Raw genomic sequence first — 26,646 nt, forward strand, 5'->3', positions numbered from 1 at the left:
CGTGACGCGCGGGATATCCTCAACCGGGCGCAAGAGCAAGACCCAAATTGCCGTGTTTAAAGGGTCAGAACCATTTTGGTGGCGCTGTTGAACCCCAGAAGCGGCTTCAGCGGGCCGGTTGTTTCTTCGCCCGTTGCGATAAATCCAAGACGCTCGTAAAGCGCTTCGGCGCGGGGGTTGGTGTCAATCACGTCAAGCGTGACATGAGTGAAGCCGTTTTGCCGCGCGTAATCAAAAAGGGCATCAAACAGGGCCGATCCAACGCCCTGACCACGAGCGGTTTCGGCCACGCAGATCCCGTCCATCTGCAATGTCCCCTTGGGCGCGTCCCGTTCCAGCATCGCAAGCGGGATGAGCCGCCAAAGTGCGCCCAAACCATAATGTCGAAACAGGTCGGCTGTTGTCGCGGTCGAGAACCCATTGACCCCGGCTTTGTGCGCCGCGATGCCCAGAAGCCGACCGGTTTTGTCCGTGGCGGCGATCACCGCCTCTGGATTGACCGTCTTGGCAAAGAACTGGCGCCCTTTGTCATCTGGCCCAAGCAGTTTCCCCAGTTTGCCACCAAAGGCTTCCCAATAAAGCGCGGCAGCTTCTGCTTCGTGTCCGCGTGGCAGTTCGTTGTGCAAGATCAGTTCTGACATACAGGGGATATGGGAAGGCGGCGCCTAAATGAAAAGCGGCCCGCGCAGAAGCCGGGCCGCCTGTTGCAATGTCGTGTCAGTTCAGAGGCTCGCGTTCAGCGCCGCGATCACCGCATCCCCCATTTCCGAGGTCGAGACAGGTTTCACCCCTTCTTCATTCAGCAGATCACCGGTGCGCACGCCGTCGGCCAGCACCTTCTCGACCGCCGCTTCCAGACGGTCGGCCTCGCCGCCCATGTCGAAGCTGTAGCGCAGCGCCATGGCGAAGCTGAGGATACAGGCGCAGGGGTTGGCTTTGCCTTCGCCGGCGATGTCCGGGGCCGAGCCGTGGACGGGCTCGTAAAGTGCTTTCGGGCGGCCATTGGCCATCGGAGCCCCGAGCGAGGCCGACGGCAACATGCCCAGCGATCCGGTCAGCATGGCCGCACAATCCGACAGGATGTCGCCAAACAGGTTGTCTGTGTAGATCACGTCGAATTGTTTCGGCGCGCGGACCAGTTGCATGGCGCCATTGTCGGCATACATGTGCGACAGCTCGACCTCGGGGTATTCTTTCCCTACACGGGTCACGACTTCACGCCACAGGATGCCAGACTCCATCACGTTGGCCTTTTCCATCGAGCACAGGCGCTTGTTGCGTTTCATCGCCAGTTCAAAGGCCGACCGGGCGCCGCGCTCGATCTCGCTTTCGGTGTAGCGCTGGGTGTTGATGCCCACACGCTCGTTGCCTTCCTCGAAGATGCCGCGCGGTTCGCCGAAATAGACGCCCGAGGTCAGCTCGCGCACGATCATGATGTCGAGGCCAGATACGATGTCGCGCTTCAGGGATGAGAAAGCGGCCAGCGCGTCAAAGCACTGGGCCGGGCGCAGGTTTGAATACAGGTCCATTTCCTTGCGCAGACGCAGAAGCCCGCGTTCAGGCTTTACTGAGAAATCCAGATCATCGTATTTCGGGCCACCCACAGCGCCCAACAAAACAGCATCGACTTCCTGTGCTTTGGCCATGGTCTCGTCTGCCAAAGGAACACCATGTTTGTCATAGGCGGCACCGCCCACCAGATCCTCGCTCACATCAAATGTCACGCCGCGCTTATCGCCGATCCAGTCGATGATCTTGCGCACTTCGGCCATGACTTCGGGGCCAATGCCATCGCCGGGCAGGATAAGGAGGGAGGGATTGGTCATGGGTCTGTCCTTGCTGAGAAATACGTCGCCGATGGCCTAGCCTGTCGGGGACGCAGGGTCAAGAAACGAAGGGTCAGAAGCGCAGATCCACCCAGACAAGACGGTGGCGTGAGGCGGTGTTGACCGTAATCAACATCGGGTCATTGTCGGCTGGCCAGAACACGCCCGCATCCACCACATCAAGATTGTGTGCGGGCAGGATATAGCTGACGCGCAAGTCACCCGGTGAGGGATCTGGCCAATCGACCGTGTCCAGCGCAGGGTCACCTGATTGCCCGGCATCGCCTTCCGCAATCAAACCTGATCGACGAGGTTCAGGATCCTGTAGCCGAGGGTCGCTGAGCAGTCGCGAGATTGCGTCACGCCGCCCGTCACCGTCATTTGGATCCAGATTGGCCACACCCGCGATGATCAGGGGCTGGTCCGGGGCGGGGAACGGAAGTGCGCCGTCCAGATACCGTTGCCAAAACGCGATTTCATCGCGGTTACGTCGCCCGTTGCGATCCTCGTCCCCGTCAAAAACGGGGGTGGTGGCGTGAAAAGTCAGGAGGTGCAGCGTGGTGCCATTCGACAACTGCACCGGCACATCCCAATGGGCGACGCTGCTTAGCCGTTGAATGGCGAAGGCCTCCGAGGACGGGAAAGGGCTGGCATTTCGGGTGGGCGGTATGGCACCCGGCAGGTCCTTCCATAGAAATGCCGAGAAATCCTGTACCTCGCCCAGCGGATACCGGGACAGAACAGCCATCCCACCCTGACCGGTGAAGTGGCCATAACCTTGAGCGTCGCGCGGCTCATGGGTGCGGCCATTTCCATCCATATCAAACCCTGTGGCCAAGCCCGAATTGGGCATGGCCGCGAACGCGTGCGGCATGTCGTGCCCCTGATCGGCCAGTGCGATTTGGAAGGCATGCAGGGCGTGCCCCTCGAAGTCATGGTCAAAGCCTTGAAGCGTCAGGATGTCGGGTTTGGCGGTGGCAATGACGGTGAGGACGGCTGCGATCTGTTCATCCTTGCCCGACAGAATATCGCGCAGCAAAAGGCCGGGGCCTTTCCTGTCCATTTCGGCGTTATAGGTCGCGATGCGCAGGTCCGTCGCTTGCGCACCAACGGGCGCGACGCAGGCCATCAGGGCCAGCGTCACGGAAACGATCCAGTTAAAGAAAGGTGTGGACTTGCAACCAGTGCCGATCAGGCGTGCGCCATCCCGCCATCGTTGGCGCGGCGTTTGTTGCGCTTGCGCTCGCTGCTGATCATCAGGGCAACGCGCAGCATGGCGATGCCGCGCATGAAAAGGCTGGCGGGAAGAAAGGCCCATGCGGCAACGGTCCAGATCATGGTTTGATGGTTTTCCACCGACACAGAACCAAACAGCGACACGGCGGCAGAGATGATGATGGGCGTGGCGAAGGGCAACAGGAACCCAAGCGCAATGTTGAACCGCGCGTCGCGCACAAGGCGGCGGACCACGTCGCCACCCGTGGTCGGGTCAAACGTCGGCAGGTTGACCCAGACGTTGAACGCCCCTGTCGATTTTGCAGGCCATTCGGTGAAGCGCAGCGCCATCAGGAACACGGCCATCGACAGAAGTGAGATCAGATAGCTCATCCCAGCAGCGGCCCGCAGCAGCACCATGTCGTTGAAGCTGGCGGTGTCCGGCAGCATCGAAACCACGAAGCGCACCGGGCTATATGGGAAGTCAATGGCCTGACCGATCAGCATCCCGACCGAAGTCATGAACTGTGTTGCGGTTGAATGGTCGGTCTGACCCCGCACGATCACCGACAGACAGAATACCGTGGCGAACAGGGCAGCGAAGCGGATGCGGTTAAACGGCGGTGCATCGCGGAATTCGACGAGACCGGGATAGGTCGAGGCATATTCGAAGATGGTCAACGCCGCAGCGAACAATGCAACGATGGTTACGATCTGACCGGATTCCTGACTGACGCCGGGCACCAAAATGGACGGCGTCGCAATCAAAATCACCATCAGGAATGCTCGCGCAATTGCGCCAATCATTCGGCTAACCACTACCTTTATCCTTCCACCTGGATGGGTGCTGTTACCTGCCGCACCCTTTATCCATGTCAGCGTTTCCTCATTCAGCGGGTCACTGCTTCTTATTGCAACATACTGCGTCGCATATTAGTCCCACTTCAAGTTGAGCCTAAAATGCGTTGCCAAATGTGGTCGATTTAAGGGGAAACTGGTGCGACTTTGCACCAAATTAAGGTAAAAATGGGGCCATCTCAGCGGATGACCCCATGATTCATTCAGTTTTTCAGGTGGTTAGACCCAAGGGCGTTGTGCGGCGGCTTTCGCCTCAAAAGACTCAATTGCACCTTGTTTTTCCATGGTCAGACCGATGTCATCCAGCCCGTTCAGCAGGCAATGCTTCTTGAAAGCGTCAACTTCGAAGGGAATCACCTCTCCATCCGAGGTTGTTACCTCTTGTGATTCGAGGTCGACGGTCATCCGGGCATTGGCGCCTTTCTCGGCGTCGGCCATCAGAATGTCGACCTGTTCCTGCGGCAAAATGATCGGCAGAATGCCGTTCTTGAAGCAGTTGTTGAAGAAGATGTCAGCGAAGCTGGTCGAGATAACGCATTTGATGCCGAAATCTGCAATGGCCCATGGCGCGTGTTCGCGCGACGAGCCGCAACCGAAATTGTCGCCAGCCACCAGAATTTCGGCATCACGGTATTGCGGTTTATTCAGGACGAAATCCGGGATCTCGTTGCCCTGCCGATCATAGCGCATCTCGTCAAACAGGTTCACGCCAAGGCCAGACCGTTTGATGGTCTTCAGAAAAACCTTGGGGATGATCATGTCGGTGTCGATGTTCACCAACGGCATCGGCGCAGCGATCCCATGAAGTTTTTGGAATTTTTCCATAGCACGCACCTTTCTGCATCCGCCACGGTCTGTAGACGTCGTGGCTGCGTCATTCGTTCCCTTGCTTTATGCAGGTTTTGACGGCGAATCCAAGTCAACCGCGCACGAAAAACCCGGCACCTTTGGAAAGCGCCGGGTTGGTGTTCAGGTGAAACAGATTCAGGCTTTACGACGGCGGCGCGCGATGGCCCCCATACCGAACAGGCTGGTCACCAGAAGCAGGCCGGCAGCGGGCACCGGAACCGGCGACACAGTGACGAGGTTCTGTCCGGTGTAGCGACCGCGGTCTGCGTCACCATCGACTTCAAGGAACGACAGGTTCCAAACGGCGTCGCCCGAGTAAGCCGAAGCAGCCATCAGATACCGGTTGGCCAGTGTCGTACTGCCGGTGCTGGTCGCTTTGAACAAGCCCGATGACATGCTGAGAGTAGCATTGTCGTCTTCGTAGGCGGCTTCCCACAAAGCCATCTGGAACGCGGCGGCCTGATCGCCGTTTGATGTGTCAATCCGGCCGTAGTTGGCGTCAAACACCGATTGCACGCGGTCGCGACCAACGTCGGTCAGGCCAAAGCTGTTCGAGAACGGATCGTTGGTCGGCGTATAGTTCTGGCTTGAACCTTTGTTCATAAGATAGTGCGCAATATCAAGGCACCAGCCAACGAAGCTGCCCATATCACCGGTTGTATCTGTCAGGTTAAAGCCTGTGGCGCCAACTGTCCCCGGCGTGTTCGCCACGGGTGACGAATTCACGGAAACGGATTGGATGGAAGATGTGTAGCTGTCCAGTTTCAGGACGGCTGCGTCGGATGTGGTTGCAAAACCAGCTGCGATGACCGCAGCAGCAAACAGCTTATTCATAGTTACCCCTTCAAACACGTAACTGATCAAATAACTCACCGTGACCCCTGCACGATGCTCGAATACGTGTGATTCTAGCAGGTTAGACGAGGCGACTTCAAAGAAATTCGTCAATTTTGTGGCATTATCAATTCAAAGTAGTGAACGTAAAAATGTGCGAATGCAAAATGTGCGCAACTGTTTCCCAGCCGCGCACAATGCACCTTAATTTCGATGTATTCCCCGACTGTGACCGGGGCGACGAATCACATCAGGTCGCGCACGTCGGTCAGGCGTCCCGTCAACGCCGCTGCGGCGGCCATGGCTGGCGACACAAGATGCGTGCGGCCCTTATAGCCTTGACGCCCTTCGAAGTTCCGGTTCGAGGTCGAGGCGCAGCGTTCTTCCTCGGACAGTTGATCGGGGTTCATGGCAAGGCACATCGAACAGCCCGCAAGGCGCCATTCGAAACCGGCCTCTTTGAAGATCTCGGCCAGGCCCTCTTCCTCGGCCTGAGCGCGCACTAGGCCGGATCCAGGTACGATCATCGCGCGCAGCCCGTCCTTAACCTTCTTGCCCTTGACCACGTCGGCCACGGCACGCAGGTCTTCGATACGCCCGTTGGTGCAGGACCCGATGAAAACGGTGTCGATCTCGATATCCGTCAGCTTCTGGCCGGGGGTCAGGCCCATATACTCGATAGCGCGTTTGGCCGCTTCGACCTTGCCGCCGGTGAAGTCTTCGGGGCTGGGTACGGTGGCGGAAATCGGCAGAACATCCTCGGGCGATGTGCCCCAGGTCACAACCGGCTCGATCTCTTCCCCCTTAAGGGTGATCACCTTGTCAAAATGTGCGCCTTCGTCGGTATAAAGCGTCTTCCAATACTCCAGCGCCTGTTCCCACTGACCGGCTTTCGGGGCGTGGGGGCGGCCCTTCACATATTCAAAGGTGGTTTCGTCGGGTGCAATCAGACCGGCGCGGGCACCGCCTTCGATGGCCATGTTGCAGACGGTCATACGGCCTTCCATCGACAGATCGCGGATCGCTTCGCCGCAATATTCGATGACATAGCCGGTGCCGCCAGCCGTGCCGGTCTTGCCGATCACCGCGAGCGTGATGTCCTTCGCGGTCACGCCGGGCTTGAGCTTGCCCGTGATCTCGACCTTCATGTTCTTGGATTTCTTCTGGATCAGCGTTTGCGTTGCCAGAACATGCTCGACCTCAGAGGTGCCGATGCCGTGGGCCAGCGCGCCGAACGCACCGTGGGTTGCCGTGTGGCTGTCGCCGCAGACAACGGTCATGCCCGGCAGGGTCCAGCCTTGCTCGGGCCCGACGATATGCACGATGCCTTGGCGCACATCATCCACGGGGTAATAGTGAATGCCGAAATCCTTGGCGTTCTTGTCCAACGCCTCGACCTGAATACGGCTTTCCTCGTTCTCGATCCCCTTGGCGCGGTCCAGCGTGGTGGGGACGTTGTGGTCTGGCACCGCGATGGTCTTGTCGGGGGCGTGGACCTGCCGCCCGGCCATACGCAACCCTTCGAACGCCTGCGGGCTGGTTACTTCGTGGACCAGATGGCGGTCGATATACAGAAGGCAGGTGCCGTCATCGGCCTCGTGGGCCACATGGGCGTCCCAGATTTTGTCATAGAGTGTCTTCGGGGCGGTCATTTCGCTCTCCGTGGATGGTCGTGGATGTGTGTCAGGTTGCAATAGGTAAGGGGCACCACCTTACAGGTGGGCTTGCTGTGTCCGCGTCGCACCGAAAAACCGCCAGGGCAGGCGCGCGTGATCATCCATATCGAAAACCCGAGTCATGCTGCTGAGATACTCTTTTGCCAGCGTTGTCGCAAGGGTGTCGGGTGATGTGCTGTGTTCGACCTCTGGACGCGGAGAAGGTCGCATGTAAAAGTCACAACATGGAGCCCGAAGCAACGCCGCATCCCGGCACATCACCCAGACAAAGCAGCGGCGCGGAAGACCTGCCAGAGCTTGCCACGACGACCTTCGATACCTTGCGCGATCAGTTGATGCCGCTCTGGGATGAAGGTGCGACCTTCTTTTTCAGCCTGAGTCAGACATGGCGTCTGTATCAGGTGGCCATCGTCGTGCTTCTGGCGCTGATAGCCTGGGCGGTCGGCAAGATGCTGAACCCCAAAATCGACCATTGGCTACGCTCGCGCGAGGGGTGGTCGAAACGCCGGTTGCGCTTTGCCATTCATACCAAGCGCCGTGTGCCCATGATGTTGTTCGTGGTGATGTCGTGGCTGATTGTCTCGGTGATGCGCGAGGTGACGTGGCCCTCGCGTTCCTATCTGATTGCGGCGATTGGCACTTTGGCGTTGGCCTGGGTGCTGGTCGGATTTGCCTCTGTCATCGTGGAAAACCGGGTTCTTCGGCGCACGACGAAATGGGGATTGTGGATATATGTAACGCTTTATTATCTGGGCATTACCGATGAGATCGGTGAGGTGCTGGATAATCTCGCGATCTCGGCCGGGGATTTCCATATCTCGCTTCTGGATGTTCTTCGGGCGGTGGTTGTTACGGCGGCCCTGTTTGCTTTGGCGCGGATGTTCAGTCGCGGCTCGGCCGAGAAGATACGCAACAACGACGATATTTCGCCATCGATGCAGGTTCTGGCGGTCAAGTTCATCCAGCTTCTGCTGTATGGGGCGGCGTTCTTCCTGGGCCTGAAAGTGATCGGTGTCGACCTGACCGGTCTGGCGGTTCTGTCCGGTGCCATCGGTGTGGGTCTTGGCTTCGGTCTGCAAAAGGTCGTGTCGAACCTCGTGTCCGGCGTGATCATCCTTTTGGACAAGTCGATCAAACCCGGCGATGTGATCAGCCTTGGCGAGACATTCGGCTGGATCCAGCAGCTTGGCGCGCGATATGTGTCGGTTGTCACCCGGGACGGGCGCGAATACCTGATCCCGAACGAAGACCTGATCACCGGGCAGGTGGTGAACTGGTCGCATACAAACTCGTTCGTCCGCTTGGACATCTTTTTCGGCACAGCCTATGGAGATGACCCGCACAAGGTGCGCAAGGTTGCAATCGAAGCCGCCAGCAACGTGTCACGCGTTCTGAGCTTTCGCCCCCCGGTCTGTCACATTGTTGGATTTGGCGACAGCTCGGTTGACTATATCTTGCGGTTCTGGATCGACGATCCGACCGGCGGTCTGACCAACATTCGCGGCAATGTCTATCTGGCGCTTTGGGACGCATTTGAAGAGAACGACATTTCGTTCCCATTCCCTCAGCGCGAGGTTCGACTGCTGCAAGACGACCCGGCAGAGCATTTGGCAGACCAAGCAGCGACCGGCGAAAACCCGCAGACGTGACCCATTTGCACTGCTGTTTGGCAGCTGTTGCTTGACGAGCGTTGAGATCACCCCCATCTGATGCTACGATTCACATGTGCCCAGCACCGGGGCGGATCGGTGCGCATTGATAGGAGGACAATGTCCTGTCTCCGCAAACAGAGGCCGCACAAGATGCGGCCGCAGGGAAACCCGCAATGACGGCGGCCCCTCAAACAAACGTCAGCGACGATATCCTGTCGCTGATTCTCAGCTCACTTGAAGATGACAAAGCCGAAGATGTGGTGATCATTGATTTGCGCGGCAAATCCGAGATGGCCGATCATATGGTTGTGTGCTCTGGCCGCTCGACCCGTCAGGTTGCAGCGATATCCGAGAAGCTGACCGAGAAGCTCAAGCAAGACATGGGTGTCTTTTCGAAGATTGAAGGCAAAGATCAGGGCGACTGGGTTCTGATCGACGCGGGCGATGTGATCGTCCACGTGTTCCGCCCGGAAGTGCGCGAGTTTTATCAGCTTGAAAAGATGTGGTTGGAGCCGGGCACGGCCGGCGCATCGACCTGATCTTCAAGGGGCGACGCGATGAAGGTGCATATCTGCGCCGTTGGCCGTTTGCGCGGCGGGGCTGAGCGCGACCTGATCGACGACTACCTGACCCGATTTGATCGCACGGGCCGTGCTTTGGGGCTTGGGCCTGCCGACATCCACGAAGTCGAAGACAAGAAGGGCGGCGGCATGTCCGCCGAAGCCGTTTTGTTAGAGCGTGCCATTCCCAAAGGCGCGCTGATCTGCACATTGGATGAGCGCGGCAAGGTCATGTCCTCGCCCGATTTCGCAAACCTGCTGGGGCGCTGGCGCGATGAGGGTCGCGGAGACGTCGCGTTTGTGATCGGTGGTGCAGATGGACTTGACCCGTCGCTACGTGCGCAGGCGGACGCCAGTCTGTCATTTGGCAAGATGGTCTGGCCGCATATGCTGGTGCGGGTGATGCTTGCAGAACAGCTTTACCGCGCCGCGTCGATCCTGGCGGGCAGCCCGTATCATCGCGCCTGATCTGCCCGGTGATGGCAGCTTGCCTTGCACCCGGACTTGTCGCGCAATAGACAGGCAGTAAGCAGCCAAAGGAACCTTTCCCATGACCACGCCCAAGCCCGTCGTTCTGTGTATTCTCGATGGCTGGGGGCTGCGTGAAACCCGCGATCACAACGCACCTGCGCTGGCCAACACGCCCAATTTCGATTGGCTGATCGAGAATTGCCCGCATAACACGCTGATCACCCATGGCCCCGATGTGGGCCTGCCCACCGGGCAAATGGGGAACTCAGAGGTTGGGCATACCAATATCGGTGCGGGCCGCGTCGTGGCGATGGACCTGGGGCAGATCGACCTGGCGATCGAAGATGGGTCGTTTTTCAAGAACGAAGCGCTTCTGGATTTTGCCGCCAAGGTCAAAGCCGCAGGCGGCACCGCGCATATTGCCGGGCTGGTCAGCCCCGGTGGGGTGCACAGCCATCAGGATCATCTTGTTGCGGCGGCCAAGGCGCTGACCGATGCGGGCCTGACCGTGGCCGTTCACGCGATCACGGATGGGCGCGACGTGCCACCGCAATCGGCGCGCGAACAGGTTGCAGCCTTCGAGGCGGCACTGCCGGAGGGCGCCCGGATCGTTACCGTGACCGGTCGTTACTTCGCGATGGATCGCGACAATCGCTGGGAGCGGGTCAGCAGGGCCTTCGATACCATGGTCAAAGGGCAGGGCGAAGCGGTCATGGGCGCCGACCCCGCCATCGCCGCCGCATATGGCAAGGGCGAAACGGACGAGTTCATCCAGCCCGCTGTTGTCACCGGGTATCAGGGCATGAAGGACGGCGATGGTCTGTTCTTCATCAACTTCCGCGCCGACCGCGCCCGCGAAATCCTGCGCGCCATAGGCGAGCCGGGTTTCAGCGAGTTCAACACGGGCCCGCGCCCGACCTTGTCGGCGCTTCTGGGCATGGTGCAATATTCCGACGATCACAACGCCTATATGACCACCTGTTTTCCCAAGCGCGACATCGTGAACACGCTGGCCGAATGGGTTGCGAAACATGGCAAGACCCAGTTTCACACCGCCGAGACCGAGAAATACCCCCATGTCACGTTCTTCCTGAATGGCGGCAAGGAAGCCCCGGTCGAGGGCGAGATCCGCTATATGGCGGCCAGCCCCAAGGTCGCGACCTATGACCTGCAACCCGAAATGTCGGCCCCCGAAGTGACCGAGCATTTTATCGGTGCGATCCGCGACAGGTTTGACCTGATCGTCACCAACTATGCCAATCCCGACATGGTTGGGCATACCGGCGATCTGGATGCCGCCATCGCAGCGTGCGAGGCCGTTGATGCGGGGTTGGGGCAGGTGCTTGCAGCATTGAAAGACGTGGGTGGCGCGATGATCGTGACGGCGGATCACGGCAATTGCGAAACCATGTGGGACGCAGAAACCAATGGTCCGCACACGGCGCATACGACCAATCTGGTGCCGGTCATCATGTTTGGCGGACCCGAAGGCGCCTCTCTCGCCGCGGGCCGTTTGGCCGATCTTGCCCCGACATTGCTGGAGTTGATGGGGTTGGAGCAGCCCGTTGAGATGACCGGCGAAAGCCTGATCCGCCGGTGATGCGGCTCGGGCACCTCTTGCCCCGGCTGGCTGGGGTGGTGTTGGTGGTGCTGACACCGACCTTTGCGGCGCGCGCGCAGATGGATCCGACCGAGACGGCAAAGGCCGCCATGTTGGCGCTGGACAAGGCGACGGTTGCCTTGGCCGAAGCCGAGAAGTCAAATGACCGGATATCAGCCCTGACACAAACTGTGCAGGCCTATGAAGAAGGGCTGGCAGGGCTTAGGGATGGGTTGCGCCGCGCGAGCTTGAGGGAGGCCAGTATCCAGGGGGCTTTGAGCGCGGAAAGCGACCAGTTGTCCCAACTTCTCGGTGTTCTGCAAACCATTGAACGGGCGCCGGAGCCGGCCTTGCTGGTCCACCCTGCCGGGCCGATTGGCACGGCGCGGTCGGGGATGATCCTGTCCGATGTGGCCCCGGCGTTGCAAAGGAAAGCCGAAAACCTGCGCCGCGATCTGGAAGAGCTGCAAACCCTGCGCGCCCTGCAGGAAAACGCGGTGGACACACTGAAAACAGGGCTGGAAGGGGCGCAGGACGCGCGCTTTGAGCTCAGCCTTGCCATCGCCCGGCGCACAGAATTGCCGCGTCGGTTCGTGGCCGATGATGCCCGGATGAAAACTCTGGTCGAAAGCGCGGACACACTGGCCAGTTTCGCGGATGGGCTGATGTCCGAACCCGTGCCACAGGGCAACGCAGCCGACACACAGGATTTCACCAGCGTGAAAGGGCGCTTGGCGATGCCCGCGCTGGGCCAGATTATTCGCCGCTATGACGAGGTTGACGCCGCCGGGGTGCGCCGCCCCGGATATGTCATTGCAACCCGCCCAATGGCCATTGTGACCACGCCCTGGCCTGCAACGATCCGATATCTGGGACCACTGCTGGACTACGGCAATGTTGCCATTGTCGAGCCGGGCGATGGCTATCTGATGGTTCTGGCCGGATTGGGCCAGCTCTATGGCGAAGTGGGCGAGGTGTTACCGAAAGGCGCGCCTATCGGTCTGATGGCAGGTGCAGATGTCAGCGGTGATCAAGCGTTTTTGATCGCTGCGGAGCAAGGAACTGGCGCAGACGCGTCGGAAACGCTTTATATAGAGATAAGAGAGAACGGAACACCCGTGGACCCGAGTAACTGGTTTGCGGCAGGCAAGGAATAAGCTGATGAGGAAATTCGTAATGGCCGCCCTTGGGGGCACCTTGGCAGGCGCAGTATTGACCACGCAGGTGGCCGGGCCGCTTCTTGCGCAGGACGCCGCCCGGAATTCAAGCGTGTACGAGCAACTGGACCTGTTCGGCGATATCTTCGAACGCATCCGTGCGCAATATGTCGAGGAAGTGGATTCCGCGGATTTGATTGAGGCGGCGATTGACGGTATGCTGTCTTCGCTAGATCCCCATTCAAGCTATCTGTCCCCCAAAGACGCCGCCGATATGCGTGTGCAGACACGTGGTTCCTTCGGTGGTTTGGGCATCGAGGTTACGCAGGAAGAAGGTTTCGTGCGCGTGGTGTCCCCGATGGACGGAACACCGGCCGATGATGCGGGTATGGAATCCGGTGACTATATCACACATGTCGATGGCGAAGCCTTGATGGGGCTGACATTGGACGATGCGGTGAACATGCTGCGCGGCCCCGTCGGGTCCGAGATCATCATCACCGTTGTGCGTGAAGGGGTGGATGAACCCTTCGATGTGTCGATCATTCGCGACACGATCAAGCTGACAGCAGCCACGGCGCGTTCGGTCGGCAACACGATCGTTCTGCGCGTGACAACCTTCAACGATCAAACCTATACCAACATGTCCGATGGTCTGGCGCGCGAAGTGGAAGCCTTGGGTGGGATGGAGAACGTCGAAGGTATCGTGCTCGATTTGCGCAACAATCCGGGCGGACTTCTGAATCAGGCGATCGAAGTGTCCGACGCCTTTCTTGAAAGCGGCGAGATCGTTTCGACCCGAGGCCGCAACCCCGGCGAAAGCGAACGCGTGAATGCCGAAGCTGGCGATTTGGCCGAAGGCAAGCCGATGGTCGTATTGATCAATGGCGGCTCAGCCTCGGCGTCCGAGATTGTCGCGGGCGCGCTTCAGGATCACCACCGCGCCATTGTCGTGGGCACCAAGAGCTTTGGTAAAGGGTCGGTGCAGTCGGTTATGCCCTTGGCCTCGGACGGGGCCATGCGTCTGACCACCGCGCGGTATTATACGCCGTCGGGCCGTTCGATTCAGGCGCTGGGCGTGTCACCCGACATTGTGGTCCAGCAACCCCCCCGTGTTCCTACAGCCGAGAACGAAGAAGAAGCCCGCCCGCAACGCACCGAAGCAGACCTGCGCGGCAGTCTGAACAACGATAGTTTGACTGACGACGAACAGCGACAGATTGAAGCGGAGCGTGAGGCCGCAGAAGATGCCGCAAAGCTGCGCGATGACGACTTCCAGCTGTCCTATGCGGTCGACCTGATCAAAGGTCTGTCGACCATAGCGATGGCGCAGTAAGCAGGCATCAAAAAACACAAAAGGGCCGCTCCAAGGGGTGGCCCTTTTGTGTTTCTACTTGTTATGTCAACGCTATATCACAAACAAAGTCCCATCGGGCCAAGAGGTCACTATGACACCTGCTGATATCAAGAAACTGCCCTATCGTCCGTGTGTCGGCATCATGCTGGTGAACCGCGATGGGAAAGTGTTCGTCGGGCAGCGACTGGACGCGCCAAAACTGGGCACCAAGACCGCATGGCAGATGCCCCAGGGCGGCGTAGATGCAGGCGAAGACCCGCGTGACGCAGCCCTGCGCGAGCTGTGGGAGGAAACCGGTGTAACGCAGGATCTTGTGAAGATCGAGGCAGAGCTTCCGGATTGGCTGCCTTATGACCTGCCCCATGACATTGTGCCAAGAATCTGGAACGGCCGGTTTAAAGGTCAAAAACAGCGTTGGTACTTTGCGCGCTTTCTGGGTGATGACAGTGCTGTGAATATCGAAACGGATCACCCTGAGTTCAGCCAATGGGCCTGGATGGACCCCGACGACGTGGTGGCCAACATTGTGCCATTCAAACGCGATATCTATGCGCAGGTTCTGGCGGGTTTCAGGTCCAGATTGTAACCCCTGCGGGGCGCTTTCGCGCTTCGCAATCCGGATAATCCCGCTATAAAAGCCGCAACCACCGCTGCCGGAGACCACGTTATGTCCTTTGACCGTTCCATCAAGATCGCTCCCTCGATTCTTTCTGCCGACTTCGCCAATTTCGGTCAGGAAATTCAGGCCATCGAAGCGCAGGGCGCAGACTGGGTGCATGTGGACGTCATGGATGGCCATTTCGTACCCAACCTGACCTTCGGCCCACCCGCCGTGAAAGCGTTCCGCCCGCATGTGAAAACCTTCATGGATGTGCATCTTATGATCGCGCCGGTTGATCCCTATATCGAAGCATATGCGGAAGCGGGTGCCGATATGATCACCACCCATGTCGAGGCCGGGCCGCATATCCACCGCACATTGCAGGCCATCAAGGCGCAGGGCGTCATGGCCGGCGTCAGCCTGAACCCCGGCACGCCGCTGGACAGTATCGAACATGTGCTCGACCTTGTGGACATGGTGCTGATCATGACCGTGAACCCGGGGTTTGGTGGCCAGAAATTCATCCAGTCGGGGGTCGAGAAGACCCGCCGCCTGCGCCAGATGATCGGCGACCGCCCGATCCACATCCAGATCGATGGTGGCGTCACCACCGAAACCGCGCCCTTGGTGGCCGAAGCGGGTGCGGACGTGCTGGTCGCTGGCTCGGCCGTGTTCAAAGGCGGTTCGGTCGACACTCCGCAAACCTATGGCGACAATATTCGCGCCCTTCGCGCCGCCGCCGAGGCTGCCCGCAGCTAACCGTTTCTTCTGGCCTGAAATATCCCGGGGTAGGTCCAATTTACGAATTGGACCGTAGGGGCAGCGCCCCTGCCGAACCTCTGGATAATCACATTCGAATGTGATTATCTGATCGCAGCAGATTGCCGGAGGACCCCATGTTTCGTATCACCACAGCCCTATTCGCCCTGATGACCATGCCCGCCCTTGCGGACGAGGATATCCCCGATCAATATCCCGGCTCTGTGCTTTACGAAAAACCGGTCGAGGTGATCCCGGATGTCTGGTCGGCGATTGGCGCAACAGCACCTCCGGGATACGACAACGCGGGCCATAACAACAACCTGAGCTTTATCGTGACCGGTGACGGCGTCGTGGTGGTCAATGCAGGCGCCAACGCCAAATTGGCCGAGGCCCTGCACACGGAAATCAAGGCGGTGACTGACCAACCCGTCAAGCTTGTGATCAACGAGAACGGGCAAGGCCACGCGATGCTGGGCAACAATTACTGGATCGACCAAGGGGTCGAGGTGTTGGCCCATGTCGATGCAGCGCACGAGTTCGAAGAATATGCCGCCCAGATTTATGACGGGATGACGCGTTACGCACGCGAAAACGCCGAAGGTACCGTGCCGATGGGGCCGACCCGCACGTTTGAGGAAAAAGAAGTGATCTCGATGGGCAGTAAGACCATCGAGGTGCTCTATTCCGGCCCGGCCCACAGCCCCGGCGACATTCAGGTTTGGTTGCCAAACGAGGGGTTGGTGATAGCAGGCGACATGGCGTTTCATAACCGCATCCCTCCGATTTTCGAAGACACCTGCACGAGCTGCTGGATTGAAACATGGGAGACAGCATTTGCCCCTCTGGGCGCGACCTATGTGATCCCCGGTCACGGATATCCCACCAACATGGCGCAGGTTGAAGAGCACACGATCGGATACCTGAAACATCTACGCAGAGAGATTGGGGCGCTTCTTGAGGGCGGCGGCACCTTGGAAGATGCCTATTATGTCGACCAGTCGCCATTCGCGCACCATGACACGTTCGAGGAGCTGGCCACCAAGAACGCCGGTCAGGTTTTCACCGAAATGGAGTTTGAATAACCCGCGCTCAGCCCCGGTTGCGCAGATGGTCCAGCATCGCCCCTGATCCGAAACCGTCTGCCACCAAACCGTTGTCGCGTTGATAGCTGCGCAATGCTGCGGCGGTGTTGGGGCCGGGGAAGCCATCGGCACCCAGCGTGTCGTACCCGGCACCCGTCAACCGCTCTTGAAGTTCACGTATGCCGTCGCGGGTCAGCACGATCAGATCATCCGGGCATTTGGCTTTGATCGGTTGCCCGCCTTGCACCCGATCCGCCAACAACCCAACCGCAATCGCATAGGCATCCGCCCGGTTATAGGTCAGCAACACATCGAAGTTTCCAAAGGTCATGAAAGCCGGACCACTTGCACCCGAGGGAAGCAGAACCGACGCGTCGCCATAGTCCGGTACCTGACTCCCACCTGCTGATATGACACCCGCGCGGTCCCATTCTGTGGCTGGGCGCTTTGCATGACGTCCTGCCAACGCATAGTCGAACCCATCGGGCAATATGACCTCGATCTGGCAGGGGCGGCTCTTGCGCCAACCATGCTCGGCCAGATAGTTCGCAACCGAGGCCAGCCCGTCCTGTGGATCGTCGCCCCAAATATCGCGCCGTCCATCGGCGTCATCGTCGACAGCAAAGCGTTGAAAGCTGGATGGCATGAACTGCCCATGCCCCATCGCTCCGGCCCAGGAACCACGCATCGCCGAAGGGGCAATATCGCCAGCATCAATGATTTTCAGTGCGGCGATCAGTTCATCTTCGAAGAAGCTGGCGCGGTGGCCTGACTGCGCCAAAGTGGCAAGCGCCGTCAGAACCGGCCAGTCGCCGCGTGTTGCACCGTAGTCGGATTCCAGCCCCCAGATGGCCAGTATGATCTGTGCATCGACGCCATATTGCTCTGAGACATTGTTCAAAAGCGCCCGGTTTGCGCGATAACGCGCACGCCCGTTGCGAATGCGCTTATCTGTAACAGCGCGATCCAGATATTGCGAGATGGTAAGCGTGAACTCCGACTGATTTGATTGCTTATCAAGCACTCTGGGGTCGGGTCGCAGATGGCTTGCGCATAGCTCCAGTGTCCGGTCTGAAACTCCGGCCTGATCCGCACGTTTCCGGAAGGCATGACACCATGCCTGAAAATCTTTTTCTAACATTGTACTGTTCAACACCAACTCAAATTTATTGTCCCGACGGACCTTTACCAACTACTTACGTGAGCGTTTCACCTTCTTTCTCAGCTTCGCGGATTTCCGCTTTGTTGTCATGGGTTTCCGCGGGGTGGACTTCCCCCCCTTGCGAGATCTGTTGGGCGTCAGTTTACGCCCTTCTATGTTCAAAAGCTCAAGCGTCAGCCCGCCGGTGGTCGGTATGGCCTCGGACAGTCTTACGGTTACACGTTGCCCCAGACCAATCACCAATCCAGACCGTTCGCCCACAAGGACCTGTTCGTCCTTGTCATGGCGAAAATACTCGTTGCCGAGCGAACTGATCGGCACAAGACCGTCCGCACCAGTCTCGTCCAGTTTCACGAACAGGCCAAATCGCGCGATGCCCGAAACGCGCCCAGTAAACTCGTTGCCGACACGTTCGGCCAGGAAGGCGGCCAGATAGCGGTCTGTAGTGTCACGCTCTGCCGCCATGGACCGCCGCTCCGTTTCCGAGATGTGCTGGGCTGTGGCCTCAAGCTTTTCGATATCTTCGGCGCTGAGGCCGTCCTTGCCCCAGCCGTGACCCGAGACCAGAGCACGATGCACGATCAGATCGGAATAGCGGCGGATTGGCGACGTGAAATGGGCATAGGATTGCAATGCCAGCCCGAAATGACCGAAATTCTCAGGGTAATAATAAGCCTGCGACATCGACCGAAGCGTCGACAGATTGACCAGTTCGTCGAATTCGGTGTCCTGAGCCTGTGCCAGCAGGTGATTCAGGTGCCGGGTTTTCAGCACCTGACCTTTGGCCAGTGTGAACCCGGACGCCTGCGCCACCTCGCGCAAGGCTTCCAACTTCTCAGGGCTGGGTTCTTCGTGGACCCGAAACAAAAGCGGGCGTCTGAGGCGGGTCAGTTCCTCGGCGGCGGCCACATTGGCAAGGATCATGAATTCTTCAATCAGCCGGTGGGCGTCGAACCGATCGGCAAAGGCGACGGAGGCGACCTTGCCGTCCTCGTCCAGAATGATCTTGCGTTCCGGCAGGTCCAGATCCAGAGGCTGGCGGGATGCACGGGCCTGTTTGGTCGCGTCATAGGCGGCAAAAAGCGGTGCGATAACCTCGTCCATCAACGGTGCGCATTTTTCGTTCGGGTTGCCATCCTGTGCCGCTTGCACCTCGGCATAGTTCAACGAGCCGTGTGACTTCATCAGCCCCCGGATAAAGCTGTGGCTGAGTTTGTGCCCCTGGGCGTCCAGCACCATCCGCACCGCAATACAGGCGCGCGGCACGCCTTCGTGCAGGCTGCACAGATCGCCGGACAGCCGGTCGGGCAGCATCGGCACCACGCGGTCGGGGAAATAGGTCGAGTTGCCGCGTCGCCGGGCCTCGAAATCCAGATCCGAACCGGGTGTCACGTAATGCGCCACATCCGCGATGGCGACCCAGACGACATGGCCGCCGGGGTTCTTCGGATTGTCATCGGCATGGGCATAGCAGGCATCGTCATGGTCGCGGGCATCTGCCGGGTCGATGGTGATCAGCGGCAAATGTCGCAGGTCTTCGCGCCCCTTCAGGCCCGCAGGCTTCATGGCGTCCGCTTCTTCGATCACGTTGTCGGGGAACGCGTCGGGAATGCCGTGTTGGTGGATCGCAATAAGGCTGACGGCTTTGGGGGCGGTCGGGTCGCCAAGTCGGGCGACGATGCGCGCGCGCGGCAGGCCCATACGGGATTTCGGACCTGATTGCTGTGCTTCGACCAGTTCGCCGTCTTTGGCCCCGTCGTCGGCGCCCGGATCGACGCGCCATTCCTTGTCCTGCCCCTTGTCGATGGGCACGATCCGCCCGCCGTCCGAACCCGTGCGATAGATGCCAAGAATGCGGATCGGATTGGTGCCGATGCGGCGGATCAACCGGGCCTCATAGGCATAGGGTTCGTCCTGCACCTCGGTCATGCGGGCGAGGATGCGTTCGCCTTGCTCTAACGCCGGGTCCGAGCTTTTCATGACCAGCAGAGCACGGGGGGCGGCCCCTTCGCCTGCCCATTCCATCGGTGCCGCGTACATGTCGCCATCTGCATCGGGCGCGTCCACACGCAGCACCGCGACGGGCGGCAGTTTGTCGGGGTCGCGATAGGTCTTTCCGCGCTTGGCCAAATGGCCGTCGACCTCCAGCTCTTTCAGCAGCCGTTTCAGGTCGATGCGCGCCGCCCCCTTGATCCCGAACGCCCGCGCGATATCGCGTTTACCGGTCTGTGTGGGATTTTCGGAAATCCAGTCAAGAATCTCTTGTTTGCTGGGGATCTTGCTCATGCGAAATAATCCCGGATGATGCGTGAATAGATGGTTTTTAGCTGGCTGATTTGCGCGACTTCGACGCGTTCATCCACTTGATGCATGGTTTTGCCAACCAAACCAAATTCGACGACCGGGCAGATGTTCTTGACGAAGCGGGCATCGGATGTGCCGCCGGTTGTGGATGCTTCGGGGCGTCGCCCGACCACGGCTTCGACGGCGTTGGCCACAAGGTTCGACAGTGCGCCCGGTGGCGTGACGAAACTTTCGCCCGAGACCTTGGTGGTCATCTCGATATCCACACCGGTGGCCGTCCCGACGCGCGCGGCTTCCTTGCCCAGCCACTGGATCAGGTCGCCCGATGTGTGGGCATCGTTGAACCGGATGTTCACGGTCGCCTTGCATTCGGCAGGGATGACATTCGTCGCAGGATTTCCCGTGTCAAAGGTCGTCACCGCCAATGTCGAGGCATCGAAGTGATCGGTGCCTTGATCCAGCTCGTGCCCGGCAAGATCGGCGATCAGCTGTGCCAGCGCGGGCACCGGATTCAGCGCGCGATGGGGATAGGCGGAATGGCCCTGCACCCCGCGAGCGGTGAAAAAGGCCGTCATTGACCCGCGCCGCCCGATTTTCATCATCTCGCCCATCGTGTTTGGGCTGGTCGGCTCGCCGACAATGCAATCGTCCATGCTTTCGCCCGCCCCGGCCATCCAGTCCAGAATGGCGGTGGTGCCATCGGTGGCGTCGCCTTCTTCGTCGCCGGTGATGGTGATCACAAGTGATGCGTCCGCCGGCGCATCAGCCACGAAATCAATCGCAGCGGCGACCCACGCGGCCACACCGGACTTCATGTCCGTGGCGCCGCGCCCATACAGGTATCCATCGCGAATGTCCGCGCCGAACGGGTCAACGGTCCACGCATCCGCATCGCCCACCGGCACAACATCCGTATGGCCGTTAAAGCCCAGCGTGCGGGCATTGCCCGATCCCCAGCGGGCAAACAGGTTCGACACGCCCCCCCGGTCGATCCGCGTGCAGGCAAAGCCCGCGGTCGACAGCAGGTCTTCCAGCAGGACCAATGCCCCGCCTTCTTCGGGCGTAACCGAAGGGCATCGCACCAGCTGCTGTGTCAGGGCCACCGGGTCCACCGGCGTGTGGGGTGTGTCGGGCATATTCGTGCGCTCCTTTCCGACATCTGTAATGGGTTGGTGGGGGCAGGGCAATCGGCGGGGTGGATCGAGGGTGGTCGGGCTGGACCTTGCGCGATCACCGCTCTAACCTCGGCGTGACATTCATCATTCGCTTTGGAGCCTTCCGTGAAAAAACTTCTGTTCCTTCTGGTCGTTCTTCCCCTGTCGGCCTGTTTTGACGCCGATCTGGGTTTCGTGGTGCATGACGACGAAACGGCAACCATGTCGGCGCATATGCTGCTGGGGCCAGAGATGTATGGCATGATCGCGCAAAGCGGTCAGGATCCCTGCGAAGAAGGTGTCGGAACGGCGAATGCGGACGGAACCTTCAGTTGCCGGGTGAATGAAACCGACACAATCGACAATCTGATTGCCGATATCGAAGCAGGAAAACAGAACGCGGCATCTGGCGGGGTCAACCACAATCAGGGCGTCACCGTCGAACGGCTGGACGGCCCCTATGTCAAGTTGATCTTTGATCTGGCAGAGGTGAAACAAGCCGCGGCCGAAAGCGGTGCAGACCCGTCCATGATCGGAATGTTGCAACAGGCCTTCCAAGGGCACCGGATTCACATGACGATCACCGGCAAGAACATCGTCGAGACAAATGGCGCGCTGTCTGCGGATGGAAAAACCGCTGAGATCACGATCCCGCTCAGGGCGTTGATCGAACCTGATGCCAGCCTACCCGACCAGTTCGTGACCATCGTGCAGACTGAATAGACCGTCCGTGGTCTATGACAAGACGTGCTCGACAATGCCCGGCAGCTCGTCGGGCGTTGTGGCATGGGCGTCCGCGCCTGACAGATCGTCGTCGCGGCCATAGCCCCACCCAACCGCGATGAACCGCATGCCCACCGCGCGGGCGGCATTCAGGTCATAATGCCTATCACCGATCATGACGCAGTGCGCCGGATCATCCCCGGTCAGGGTCAAGGCGTGGGCCAGCAGTTCGGCCTTGTCATTGCGGGTGCCGTCCAATTCGGGACCAAATTCATGGGTCATATGTTGCGACAACCCGAAATGGGCCGTGATCTTTCTTGCATAGGCATGGGGCTTGGCGGTCGCGATATGCATCACATGGCGCGCACGGATGGCGGTTAATGCCTCCGGAATACCGTCGAAGACCTTGCAATCATACATACCGCCCTTGTCTTCGTAGAACACGCGGTAGTGTTCAAGGGCGGCCTGAGGGTCCGGGGTGCCCAGCTTCTCGAAGCTCCACAGCAAGGCGGGCCCGATCACCCATTCCAGATCGTCTGGCGATGGTGCGTCCAGCCCCAGCTCGTGCAGTGCTTTCACCACGCTGCCGGTGATGCCGGGTTTTGGATCGGTCAGCGTGCCGTCAAGGTCCCAGAAAACGGTGCCCATCAGGTGTCCTCGTCAAAAAACGGGGTCATCTGGGCGACGATCACGCTGTTTTCCTTCAAGGCGCGGCCCATCAGTTTACGCTCGTCACCCGTGATGTCGTGCCCTTCGGCCAGACGTTCGTCAAGGCTGCCATAGCCGTTCACATCCAAGGGCGCCAAGTCGGCCTGCTTCAAAATGGCAACGGTTTCGCGCACGGCTTCGGCTTCGTCCACGCCCGAGGCATAGCAGACCAGAGCGGCACCGGTCGCGCCCTCGGGCAGCCCGTCGCCGTCTTTGCGGCCGACCTCGACCAGAAGCGTGTAAACCTGATGCGGTTTCTTCGGTTTGTTGTCTTTGCTCATGCGTCGGGCTTAGGCTGCATCTGCGCCGGGATCAAGCCTTGCCGGTTCAGACCACAACAGAGCAGGTCGCGGGCGACTGTGCCGCGCGCGTTTGGGCCGCTTCGGCGGCGAAACCCACGGCAATCAGGCTGCTGAGCAGAAGTAAACGTATCATAGTGACCTCCCATTGTTTGGAGGTGATACGGGGCAGAACAGGATTTACGTCACTTTTCTGCAAAAAAAGGCGCGCCGATCATGCACGACGCGCCTGTTTCTTCTGATCGGTAACCGTTGTTAGTCGCGCAACAACTCGTTGATTCCGGTTTTCGACCGGGTTTTGGCATCCACGCGTTTCACGATCACGGCGCAGTACAGGTTGATCCCGTTCTTCGACGGCATCGAGCCTGCGACGACCACCGAATAGGGCGGTACCTCGCCATACATGACCTCGCCGGTTTCACGATCAACGATCTTGGTCGACTGGCCGATGAAGACCCCCATGCCCAGAACCGAGCCTTCGCGCACGATGCAGCCCTCGACGACTTCCGAACGGGCGCCGATAAAGCAGTTGTCTTCGATGATCGTGGGGCCAGCCTGCATAGGCTCCAACACGCCGCCGATGCCGACGCCGCCCGACAGGTGGACGTTCTTGCCGATCTGCGCGCAGCTGCCAACGGTCGCCCAAGTGTCGACCATGGTGCCCTCATCAACGTGAGCACCAAGGTTCACAAAGGACGGCATCAGAACAACGCCCGGTGCGATATAGGCCGATTTGCGAACAACGGCGTTCGGCACGGCGCGGAACCCTGCGGCTTTCCACTGGTTGTCACCCCAGCCTTTAAACTTCGAGTCCACCTTGTCCCACCAGCCGCCGCCTTGCGGGCCGCCGGACTGCTCTTCCATGTCTTTCAGGCGGAAGCCCAGCAGCACCGCCTTCTTGGCCCATTGGTTTACATGCCAGTCACCATTTTCCAGCTTCTCGGCCACACGCAGATCGCCACGGTCCAGCGCGTTCAGGGTATCTTCGATGGCTTCGCGGGTTTCGCCGGTTGTGCCGGGGGTGATGGTGTCGCGCGCCTCCCAGGCGGCTTCGATGGCGGCTTCGAGTTGGGCGTTCGACATGTCAAAAGGCTCCGTTCTTGGGGTGGGCGAGTTCAGGTTCGATTGGGCTATAAGGCGGAACGGTGTTTTGTGCAATGAATTGCACCATCTCGACCTTGTCGCGCCAAGGTGAAAACGTGGCACTGGTTCTTCATCTTCAAAGGCGATAGCTCTTGGGGGAACGCACAAGTGACAGGATCAGTGAGCATGAAAGACGACCGCAACCATCCGTTCCGCGACAGCCACCAGGACCGCGAGGCCGCGCACAAGACGCCCGACACGCCGCAAACCCGCGCGCAGGCCTACAAGCTGGCCTATGACGATCAGGAGTTTATGTGCCGGGACGAGCTGCGGCCGGTGCGCTGGCAGTTGGAACTTATGAAGCCTGAACTGCTGATGCAGGAATACGGCGTGGACAGCACGGTTGTTCTGTTCGGCGGGGCGCGTATCCCTGAACCTGCGAAAAAGGATGCGGCGCGCACCGAAACACTGGCCGAACTGTCGCGGTTCTATGACGAGGCGCGCGAGTTTGCGCGGCTGATGACACTGAGGTCCAAGGTGAACAACCACCGTGAGAACGTGATCGTCACCGGTGGTGGGCCGGGCGTGATGGAGGCGGGAAACCGTGGTGCGGCGGATGCGGGCGGCGTGTCCATCGGCCTGAATATCGTGTTGCCGCATGAACAGGCGCCCAATGAATACGTGACGCCGGATCTATGCTTTAATTTCCACTATTTCGCCATCCGCAAGATGCACTTCCTGATGCGTGCCGAAGCGATCGCGATCTTCCCCGGCGGCTTCGGCACGCTGGACGAGATGTTCGAAAGCCTGACCCTGATTCAGACCGGGCGCATGAAGCGTGTTCCGTTCCTTCTGTTCGGTCGCGACTTCTGGACCCGCATCGTGAATTGGGAGGCGCTGGCAGATGCAGGCACAATCAGCCCGGACGATCTTGACCTGTTCCGTTTTGTGGAAACAGCTCAAGAAGCCATCGACGTGATTGACGCGTGGGAGAACCCGGGCAAACGCACTGATATTCCGGGGCGCTAAGCCCCGCGAAATCCGCCTGCGTCAGGTTCTGGCTTCGAAAATCGGGTCGAACCCGGCCCAGATCATGCGTTTGCCGTCGAACGGCATCTGCATCAATTCTTCCCAGCGCGGATCGGATTCCATGCGCTTGGCCGCCGCGTCGCAGGTGTTTTTGTCGGGCCATTCGATCCACGAGAACACAACCGCTTCGTCCGGCGTCGCTTTCACGGCGCGTTTGAAATCCGTAACTTTGCCGTCCGGCGTCGTCTCGCTCCATGTCTCGACAATGCGGGTCGCGCCATATTCCTGAAAGATCGTCGCAGATCGGGCGGCAAGGTCGCAATATGCGTCCTTGTTCTTGATTGGCACGGGGATCAGGAAACCTTGAACATAACTCATAGTGAGACCTCCACTCTATGGGCGGGCGCCACGTATCGGGCACCGCCCGAACCATAAGCATAGCCTCACGAGTGTAATCAGTCTATTGCCCCAAGCCGGCTTCTGCCTCGATCTGCCGTTTCGACTTTCGGGCGCGTTCGGTTTCGGACTTCAGCTGGCCACAGGCGGCCATGATGTCTTCTCCGCGCGGGGTGCGGATGGGGCTGGCATAACCGGCCTTGTAGATGATGTCGGCAAACGCCCGGATACGATTGTTCGAACTGCGGGTATAGGGCGAGCCGGGCCATTCGTTGAACGGGATCAGATTTACCTTGGCCGGTATGCCTTTCAGATGCTCGATCAGCCGGCGGGCGTCGTCGTCGCTGTCGTTCACGCCGTTCAGCATCACGTATTCAAAGGTGATGCGTTCCGAGTTTGACAAGCGTGGATAGTCGCGCAACGCGTCAAGAAGCGTCTCGATGTTCCAGCGTTTGTTGATCGGCACCAGTGTGTCGCGCACCTCGTCCGTGGTGGCGTGGAAACTGATGGCCAGAAGGCAGCCGATTTCTTCGGCGGTGCGGGCAATTTCAGGCACTACACCTGATGTCGACAACGTGATGCGACGGCGCGATAGGCTGATCCCTTCGGGGTCCATCGCGATGTTCATCGCGTCGCGCACGTTTTCGAAGTTATAAAGCGGTTCACCCATGCCCATCAGAACGATGTTCGACAAAAGACGGGTTTCATCTTTCGGCGCACCGGGTTCGGGCCACTCGTCAAGATCGTCACGCGCCATCATGATTTGGCCGACAATCTCGGCGGATGTCAGGTTGCGCACCAGCTTCTGGGTGCCGGTATGACAGAAAGAACAGGTCAGCGTGCAGCCGACTTGCGAACTGATGCACAGCGTGCCGCGACCTTCTTCGGGAATATAGACGACTTCGACCTCGTGACCGCCAGCAATGCGCACCAGATATTTGCGTGTGCCGTCTTCCGATAGCTTCCGGGTCACGACCTCGGGGATTTCGATGACGAAATGCTCATCCAGAAGGGCGCGGTAGGTTTTGGCCAGATTGGTCATGTCGGCAAAATCGCGTTTGCCCCATTGATAAATCCATTGCCACACCTGCCCGGTGCGCATCTTGGCCTGCTTTTCCGGCGTGCCGACCGAGATCAGCGCATCGCGCAATTGATCCCGCGTCAGGCCAACAAGGTTGCGTTTGCCACCTTCTTCGGTCTTGCGGGGGATGGTCATTACATCCTGAGTGATCGGGGCCGTCGGTTCCATAGCGCATTCCATTCTGTGCAGGGCGGCAGTCTATAGAGC

General features: G+C 59.4%; 26 protein-coding genes. 11 read left to right on the forward strand and 15 right to left on the reverse strand.

Translation table 11 applies throughout. The features are described from left to right. Positions 1 to 56: 56 nt before the first annotated feature. The 7 genes from J3R80_RS03845 to leuC all read right to left on the reverse strand — a co-directional run bounded on the left by J3R80_RS03845 (position 57) and on the right by leuC (position 7,234). Positions 57 to 641, reverse strand: a complete 585-nt coding sequence (locus J3R80_RS03845; RefSeq protein WP_275392438.1) for a GNAT family N-acetyltransferase — start codon at positions 639 to 641, stop codon at positions 57 to 59. Between the two features lie 81 nt (positions 642 to 722). Beyond that, entirely contained in the window at positions 723 to 1,826 is a 1,104-nt protein-coding gene (leuB, locus tag J3R80_RS03850) for a 3-isopropylmalate dehydrogenase (protein ID WP_275392439.1), read from the reverse strand. Between the two features lie 73 nt (positions 1,827 to 1,899). Beyond that, positions 1,900 to 2,970 carry an endonuclease/exonuclease/phosphatase family protein gene (locus tag J3R80_RS03855; protein ID WP_275392440.1) on the reverse strand — a complete coding sequence of 357 codons (1,071 nt, stop codon included), beginning with the start codon at positions 2,968 to 2,970 and terminating at the stop codon, positions 1,900 to 1,902. Between the two features lie 47 nt (positions 2,971 to 3,017). Next, positions 3,018 to 3,818, reverse strand: coding sequence for a hypothetical protein (locus tag J3R80_RS03860; protein ID WP_275392441.1), 801 nt, complete (start codon positions 3,816 to 3,818; stop codon positions 3,018 to 3,020). A gap of 300 nt (positions 3,819 to 4,118) precedes the next feature. Continuing rightward, positions 4,119 to 4,724 (reverse strand): 3-isopropylmalate dehydratase small subunit, encoded by a 606-nt coding sequence (gene leuD / locus J3R80_RS03865; RefSeq protein ID WP_275392442.1) that lies wholly within the window; start codon positions 4,722 to 4,724, stop codon positions 4,119 to 4,121. Positions 4,725 to 4,883: 159 nt separating this feature from the next. Further along, on the reverse strand, positions 4,884 to 5,582 hold the full coding sequence (locus J3R80_RS03870; RefSeq protein ID WP_275392443.1) for a VPLPA-CTERM sorting domain-containing protein: 699 nt from the start codon (positions 5,580 to 5,582) through the stop codon (positions 4,884 to 4,886). A gap of 245 nt (positions 5,583 to 5,827) precedes the next feature. After that, positions 5,828 to 7,234, reverse strand: coding sequence for a 3-isopropylmalate dehydratase large subunit (gene leuC, locus J3R80_RS03875; RefSeq protein WP_275392444.1), 1,407 nt, complete (start codon positions 7,232 to 7,234; stop codon positions 5,828 to 5,830). A gap of 359 nt (positions 7,235 to 7,593) precedes the next feature. Between leuC and J3R80_RS03880 the strand changes: the two genes are divergently transcribed. The 9 genes from J3R80_RS03880 to J3R80_RS03920 all read left to right on the forward strand — a co-directional run bounded on the left by J3R80_RS03880 (position 7,594) and on the right by J3R80_RS03920 (position 16,500). Further along, positions 7,594 to 8,907 carry a mechanosensitive ion channel domain-containing protein gene (locus J3R80_RS03880; protein WP_275392773.1) on the forward strand — a complete coding sequence of 438 codons (1,314 nt, stop codon included), beginning with the start codon at positions 7,594 to 7,596 and terminating at the stop codon, positions 8,905 to 8,907. A 176-nt stretch (positions 8,908 to 9,083) separates the two neighbouring features. Beyond that, positions 9,084 to 9,449, forward strand: coding sequence for a ribosome silencing factor (gene rsfS / locus J3R80_RS03885; RefSeq protein ID WP_275392445.1), 366 nt, complete (start codon positions 9,084 to 9,086; stop codon positions 9,447 to 9,449). Positions 9,450 to 9,467: 18 nt separating this feature from the next. Next, the gene (gene rlmH, locus J3R80_RS03890; protein ID WP_275392446.1) at positions 9,468 to 9,938 is read left to right on the forward strand and encodes a 23S rRNA (pseudouridine(1915)-N(3))-methyltransferase RlmH; all 471 of its coding nucleotides are present in this window, start codon (positions 9,468 to 9,470) and stop codon (positions 9,936 to 9,938) included. Positions 9,939 to 10,020: 82 nt separating this feature from the next. Then, positions 10,021 to 11,541, forward strand: coding sequence for a 2,3-bisphosphoglycerate-independent phosphoglycerate mutase (gene gpmI, locus J3R80_RS03895; protein ID WP_275392447.1), 1,521 nt, complete (start codon positions 10,021 to 10,023; stop codon positions 11,539 to 11,541). Beyond that, positions 11,541 to 12,698, forward strand: coding sequence for a peptidase M23 (locus J3R80_RS03900; protein ID WP_275392448.1), 1,158 nt, complete (start codon positions 11,541 to 11,543; stop codon positions 12,696 to 12,698). Before gpmI ends, J3R80_RS03900 begins: the two co-directional genes overlap by 1 nt. A 4-nt stretch (positions 12,699 to 12,702) precedes the next feature. Beyond that, positions 12,703 to 14,034 carry a S41 family peptidase gene (locus J3R80_RS03905; protein ID WP_275392449.1) on the forward strand — a complete coding sequence of 444 codons (1,332 nt, stop codon included), beginning with the start codon at positions 12,703 to 12,705 and terminating at the stop codon, positions 14,032 to 14,034. A 112-nt stretch (positions 14,035 to 14,146) separates the two neighbouring features. Next, complete coding sequence (locus tag J3R80_RS03910) at positions 14,147 to 14,641, forward strand: RNA pyrophosphohydrolase (protein ID WP_275392450.1); 495 nt, start codon at positions 14,147 to 14,149, stop codon at positions 14,639 to 14,641. A gap of 81 nt (positions 14,642 to 14,722) precedes the next feature. Continuing rightward, the gene (rpe, locus tag J3R80_RS03915; protein WP_275392451.1) at positions 14,723 to 15,415 is read left to right on the forward strand and encodes a ribulose-phosphate 3-epimerase; all 693 of its coding nucleotides are present in this window, start codon (positions 14,723 to 14,725) and stop codon (positions 15,413 to 15,415) included. Positions 15,416 to 15,552: 137 nt separating this feature from the next. Next, complete coding sequence (locus tag J3R80_RS03920; RefSeq protein WP_275392452.1) at positions 15,553 to 16,500, forward strand: MBL fold metallo-hydrolase; 948 nt, start codon at positions 15,553 to 15,555, stop codon at positions 16,498 to 16,500. 7 nt (positions 16,501 to 16,507) lie between these two features. Here the strand turns inward: J3R80_RS03920 and J3R80_RS03925 are convergent, their stop codons facing one another. From J3R80_RS03925 to dapE, 3 genes are read right to left on the reverse strand one after another with little or no spacing between them, the layout of a single operon-like run. Beyond that, the gene (locus J3R80_RS03925) at positions 16,508 to 17,641 is read right to left on the reverse strand and encodes a lytic murein transglycosylase (RefSeq protein WP_275392453.1); all 1,134 of its coding nucleotides are present in this window, start codon (positions 17,639 to 17,641) and stop codon (positions 16,508 to 16,510) included. Positions 17,642 to 17,692: 51 nt separating this feature from the next. Then, complete coding sequence (gene rnr, locus J3R80_RS03930; RefSeq protein ID WP_275392454.1) at positions 17,693 to 19,948, reverse strand: ribonuclease R; 2,256 nt, start codon at positions 19,946 to 19,948, stop codon at positions 17,693 to 17,695. Beyond that, the gene (gene dapE, locus J3R80_RS03935) at positions 19,945 to 21,102 is read right to left on the reverse strand and encodes a succinyl-diaminopimelate desuccinylase (protein ID WP_275392455.1); all 1,158 of its coding nucleotides are present in this window, start codon (positions 21,100 to 21,102) and stop codon (positions 19,945 to 19,947) included. The genes rnr and dapE overlap by 4 nt, the downstream gene beginning before the upstream one ends. A 144-nt stretch (positions 21,103 to 21,246) precedes the next feature. Here dapE and J3R80_RS03940 point away from each other — a divergent pair, with 144 nt between their 5' ends. Beyond that, on the forward strand, positions 21,247 to 21,843 hold the full coding sequence (locus J3R80_RS03940) for a hypothetical protein (RefSeq protein ID WP_275392456.1): 597 nt from the start codon (positions 21,247 to 21,249) through the stop codon (positions 21,841 to 21,843). Positions 21,844 to 21,855: 12 nt separating this feature from the next. Here J3R80_RS03940 and J3R80_RS03945 read toward each other — a convergent pair whose 3' ends face one another. The 3 genes from J3R80_RS03945 to dapD form a co-directional block, all read right to left on the reverse strand. Continuing rightward, entirely contained in the window at positions 21,856 to 22,491 is a 636-nt protein-coding gene (locus tag J3R80_RS03945) for an HAD hydrolase-like protein (protein ID WP_275392457.1), read from the reverse strand. Continuing rightward, complete coding sequence (locus J3R80_RS03950; protein ID WP_275392458.1) at positions 22,491 to 22,832, reverse strand: hypothetical protein; 342 nt, start codon at positions 22,830 to 22,832, stop codon at positions 22,491 to 22,493. The genes J3R80_RS03945 and J3R80_RS03950 overlap by 1 nt, the downstream gene beginning before the upstream one ends. A gap of 273 nt (positions 22,833 to 23,105) precedes the next feature. Beyond that, on the reverse strand, positions 23,106 to 23,933 hold the full coding sequence (dapD, locus tag J3R80_RS03955; protein ID WP_275392459.1) for a 2,3,4,5-tetrahydropyridine-2,6-dicarboxylate N-succinyltransferase: 828 nt from the start codon (positions 23,931 to 23,933) through the stop codon (positions 23,106 to 23,108). Between the two features lie 186 nt (positions 23,934 to 24,119). Between dapD and J3R80_RS03960 the strand changes: the two genes are divergently transcribed. Further along, the gene (locus J3R80_RS03960) at positions 24,120 to 24,962 is read left to right on the forward strand and encodes a TIGR00730 family Rossman fold protein (RefSeq protein WP_275392460.1); all 843 of its coding nucleotides are present in this window, start codon (positions 24,120 to 24,122) and stop codon (positions 24,960 to 24,962) included. 21 nt (positions 24,963 to 24,983) lie between these two features. On the opposite strand, the gene J3R80_RS03965 is transcribed toward J3R80_RS03960, so the two are convergent. Beyond that, on the reverse strand, positions 24,984 to 25,340 hold the full coding sequence (locus J3R80_RS03965) for a DUF1428 domain-containing protein (protein WP_275392461.1): 357 nt from the start codon (positions 25,338 to 25,340) through the stop codon (positions 24,984 to 24,986). Between the two features lie 82 nt (positions 25,341 to 25,422). Next, the gene (rlmN, locus tag J3R80_RS03970; RefSeq protein ID WP_275392462.1) at positions 25,423 to 26,607 is read right to left on the reverse strand and encodes a 23S rRNA (adenine(2503)-C(2))-methyltransferase RlmN; all 1,185 of its coding nucleotides are present in this window, start codon (positions 26,605 to 26,607) and stop codon (positions 25,423 to 25,425) included. Positions 26,608 to 26,646 lie beyond the last annotated feature (39 nt).

The sequence above is a fragment of the Aliiroseovarius sp. Z3 genome (assembly GCF_029105185.1).
Taxonomy (GTDB): Bacteria; Pseudomonadota; Alphaproteobacteria; order Rhodobacterales; family Rhodobacteraceae; genus Aliiroseovarius.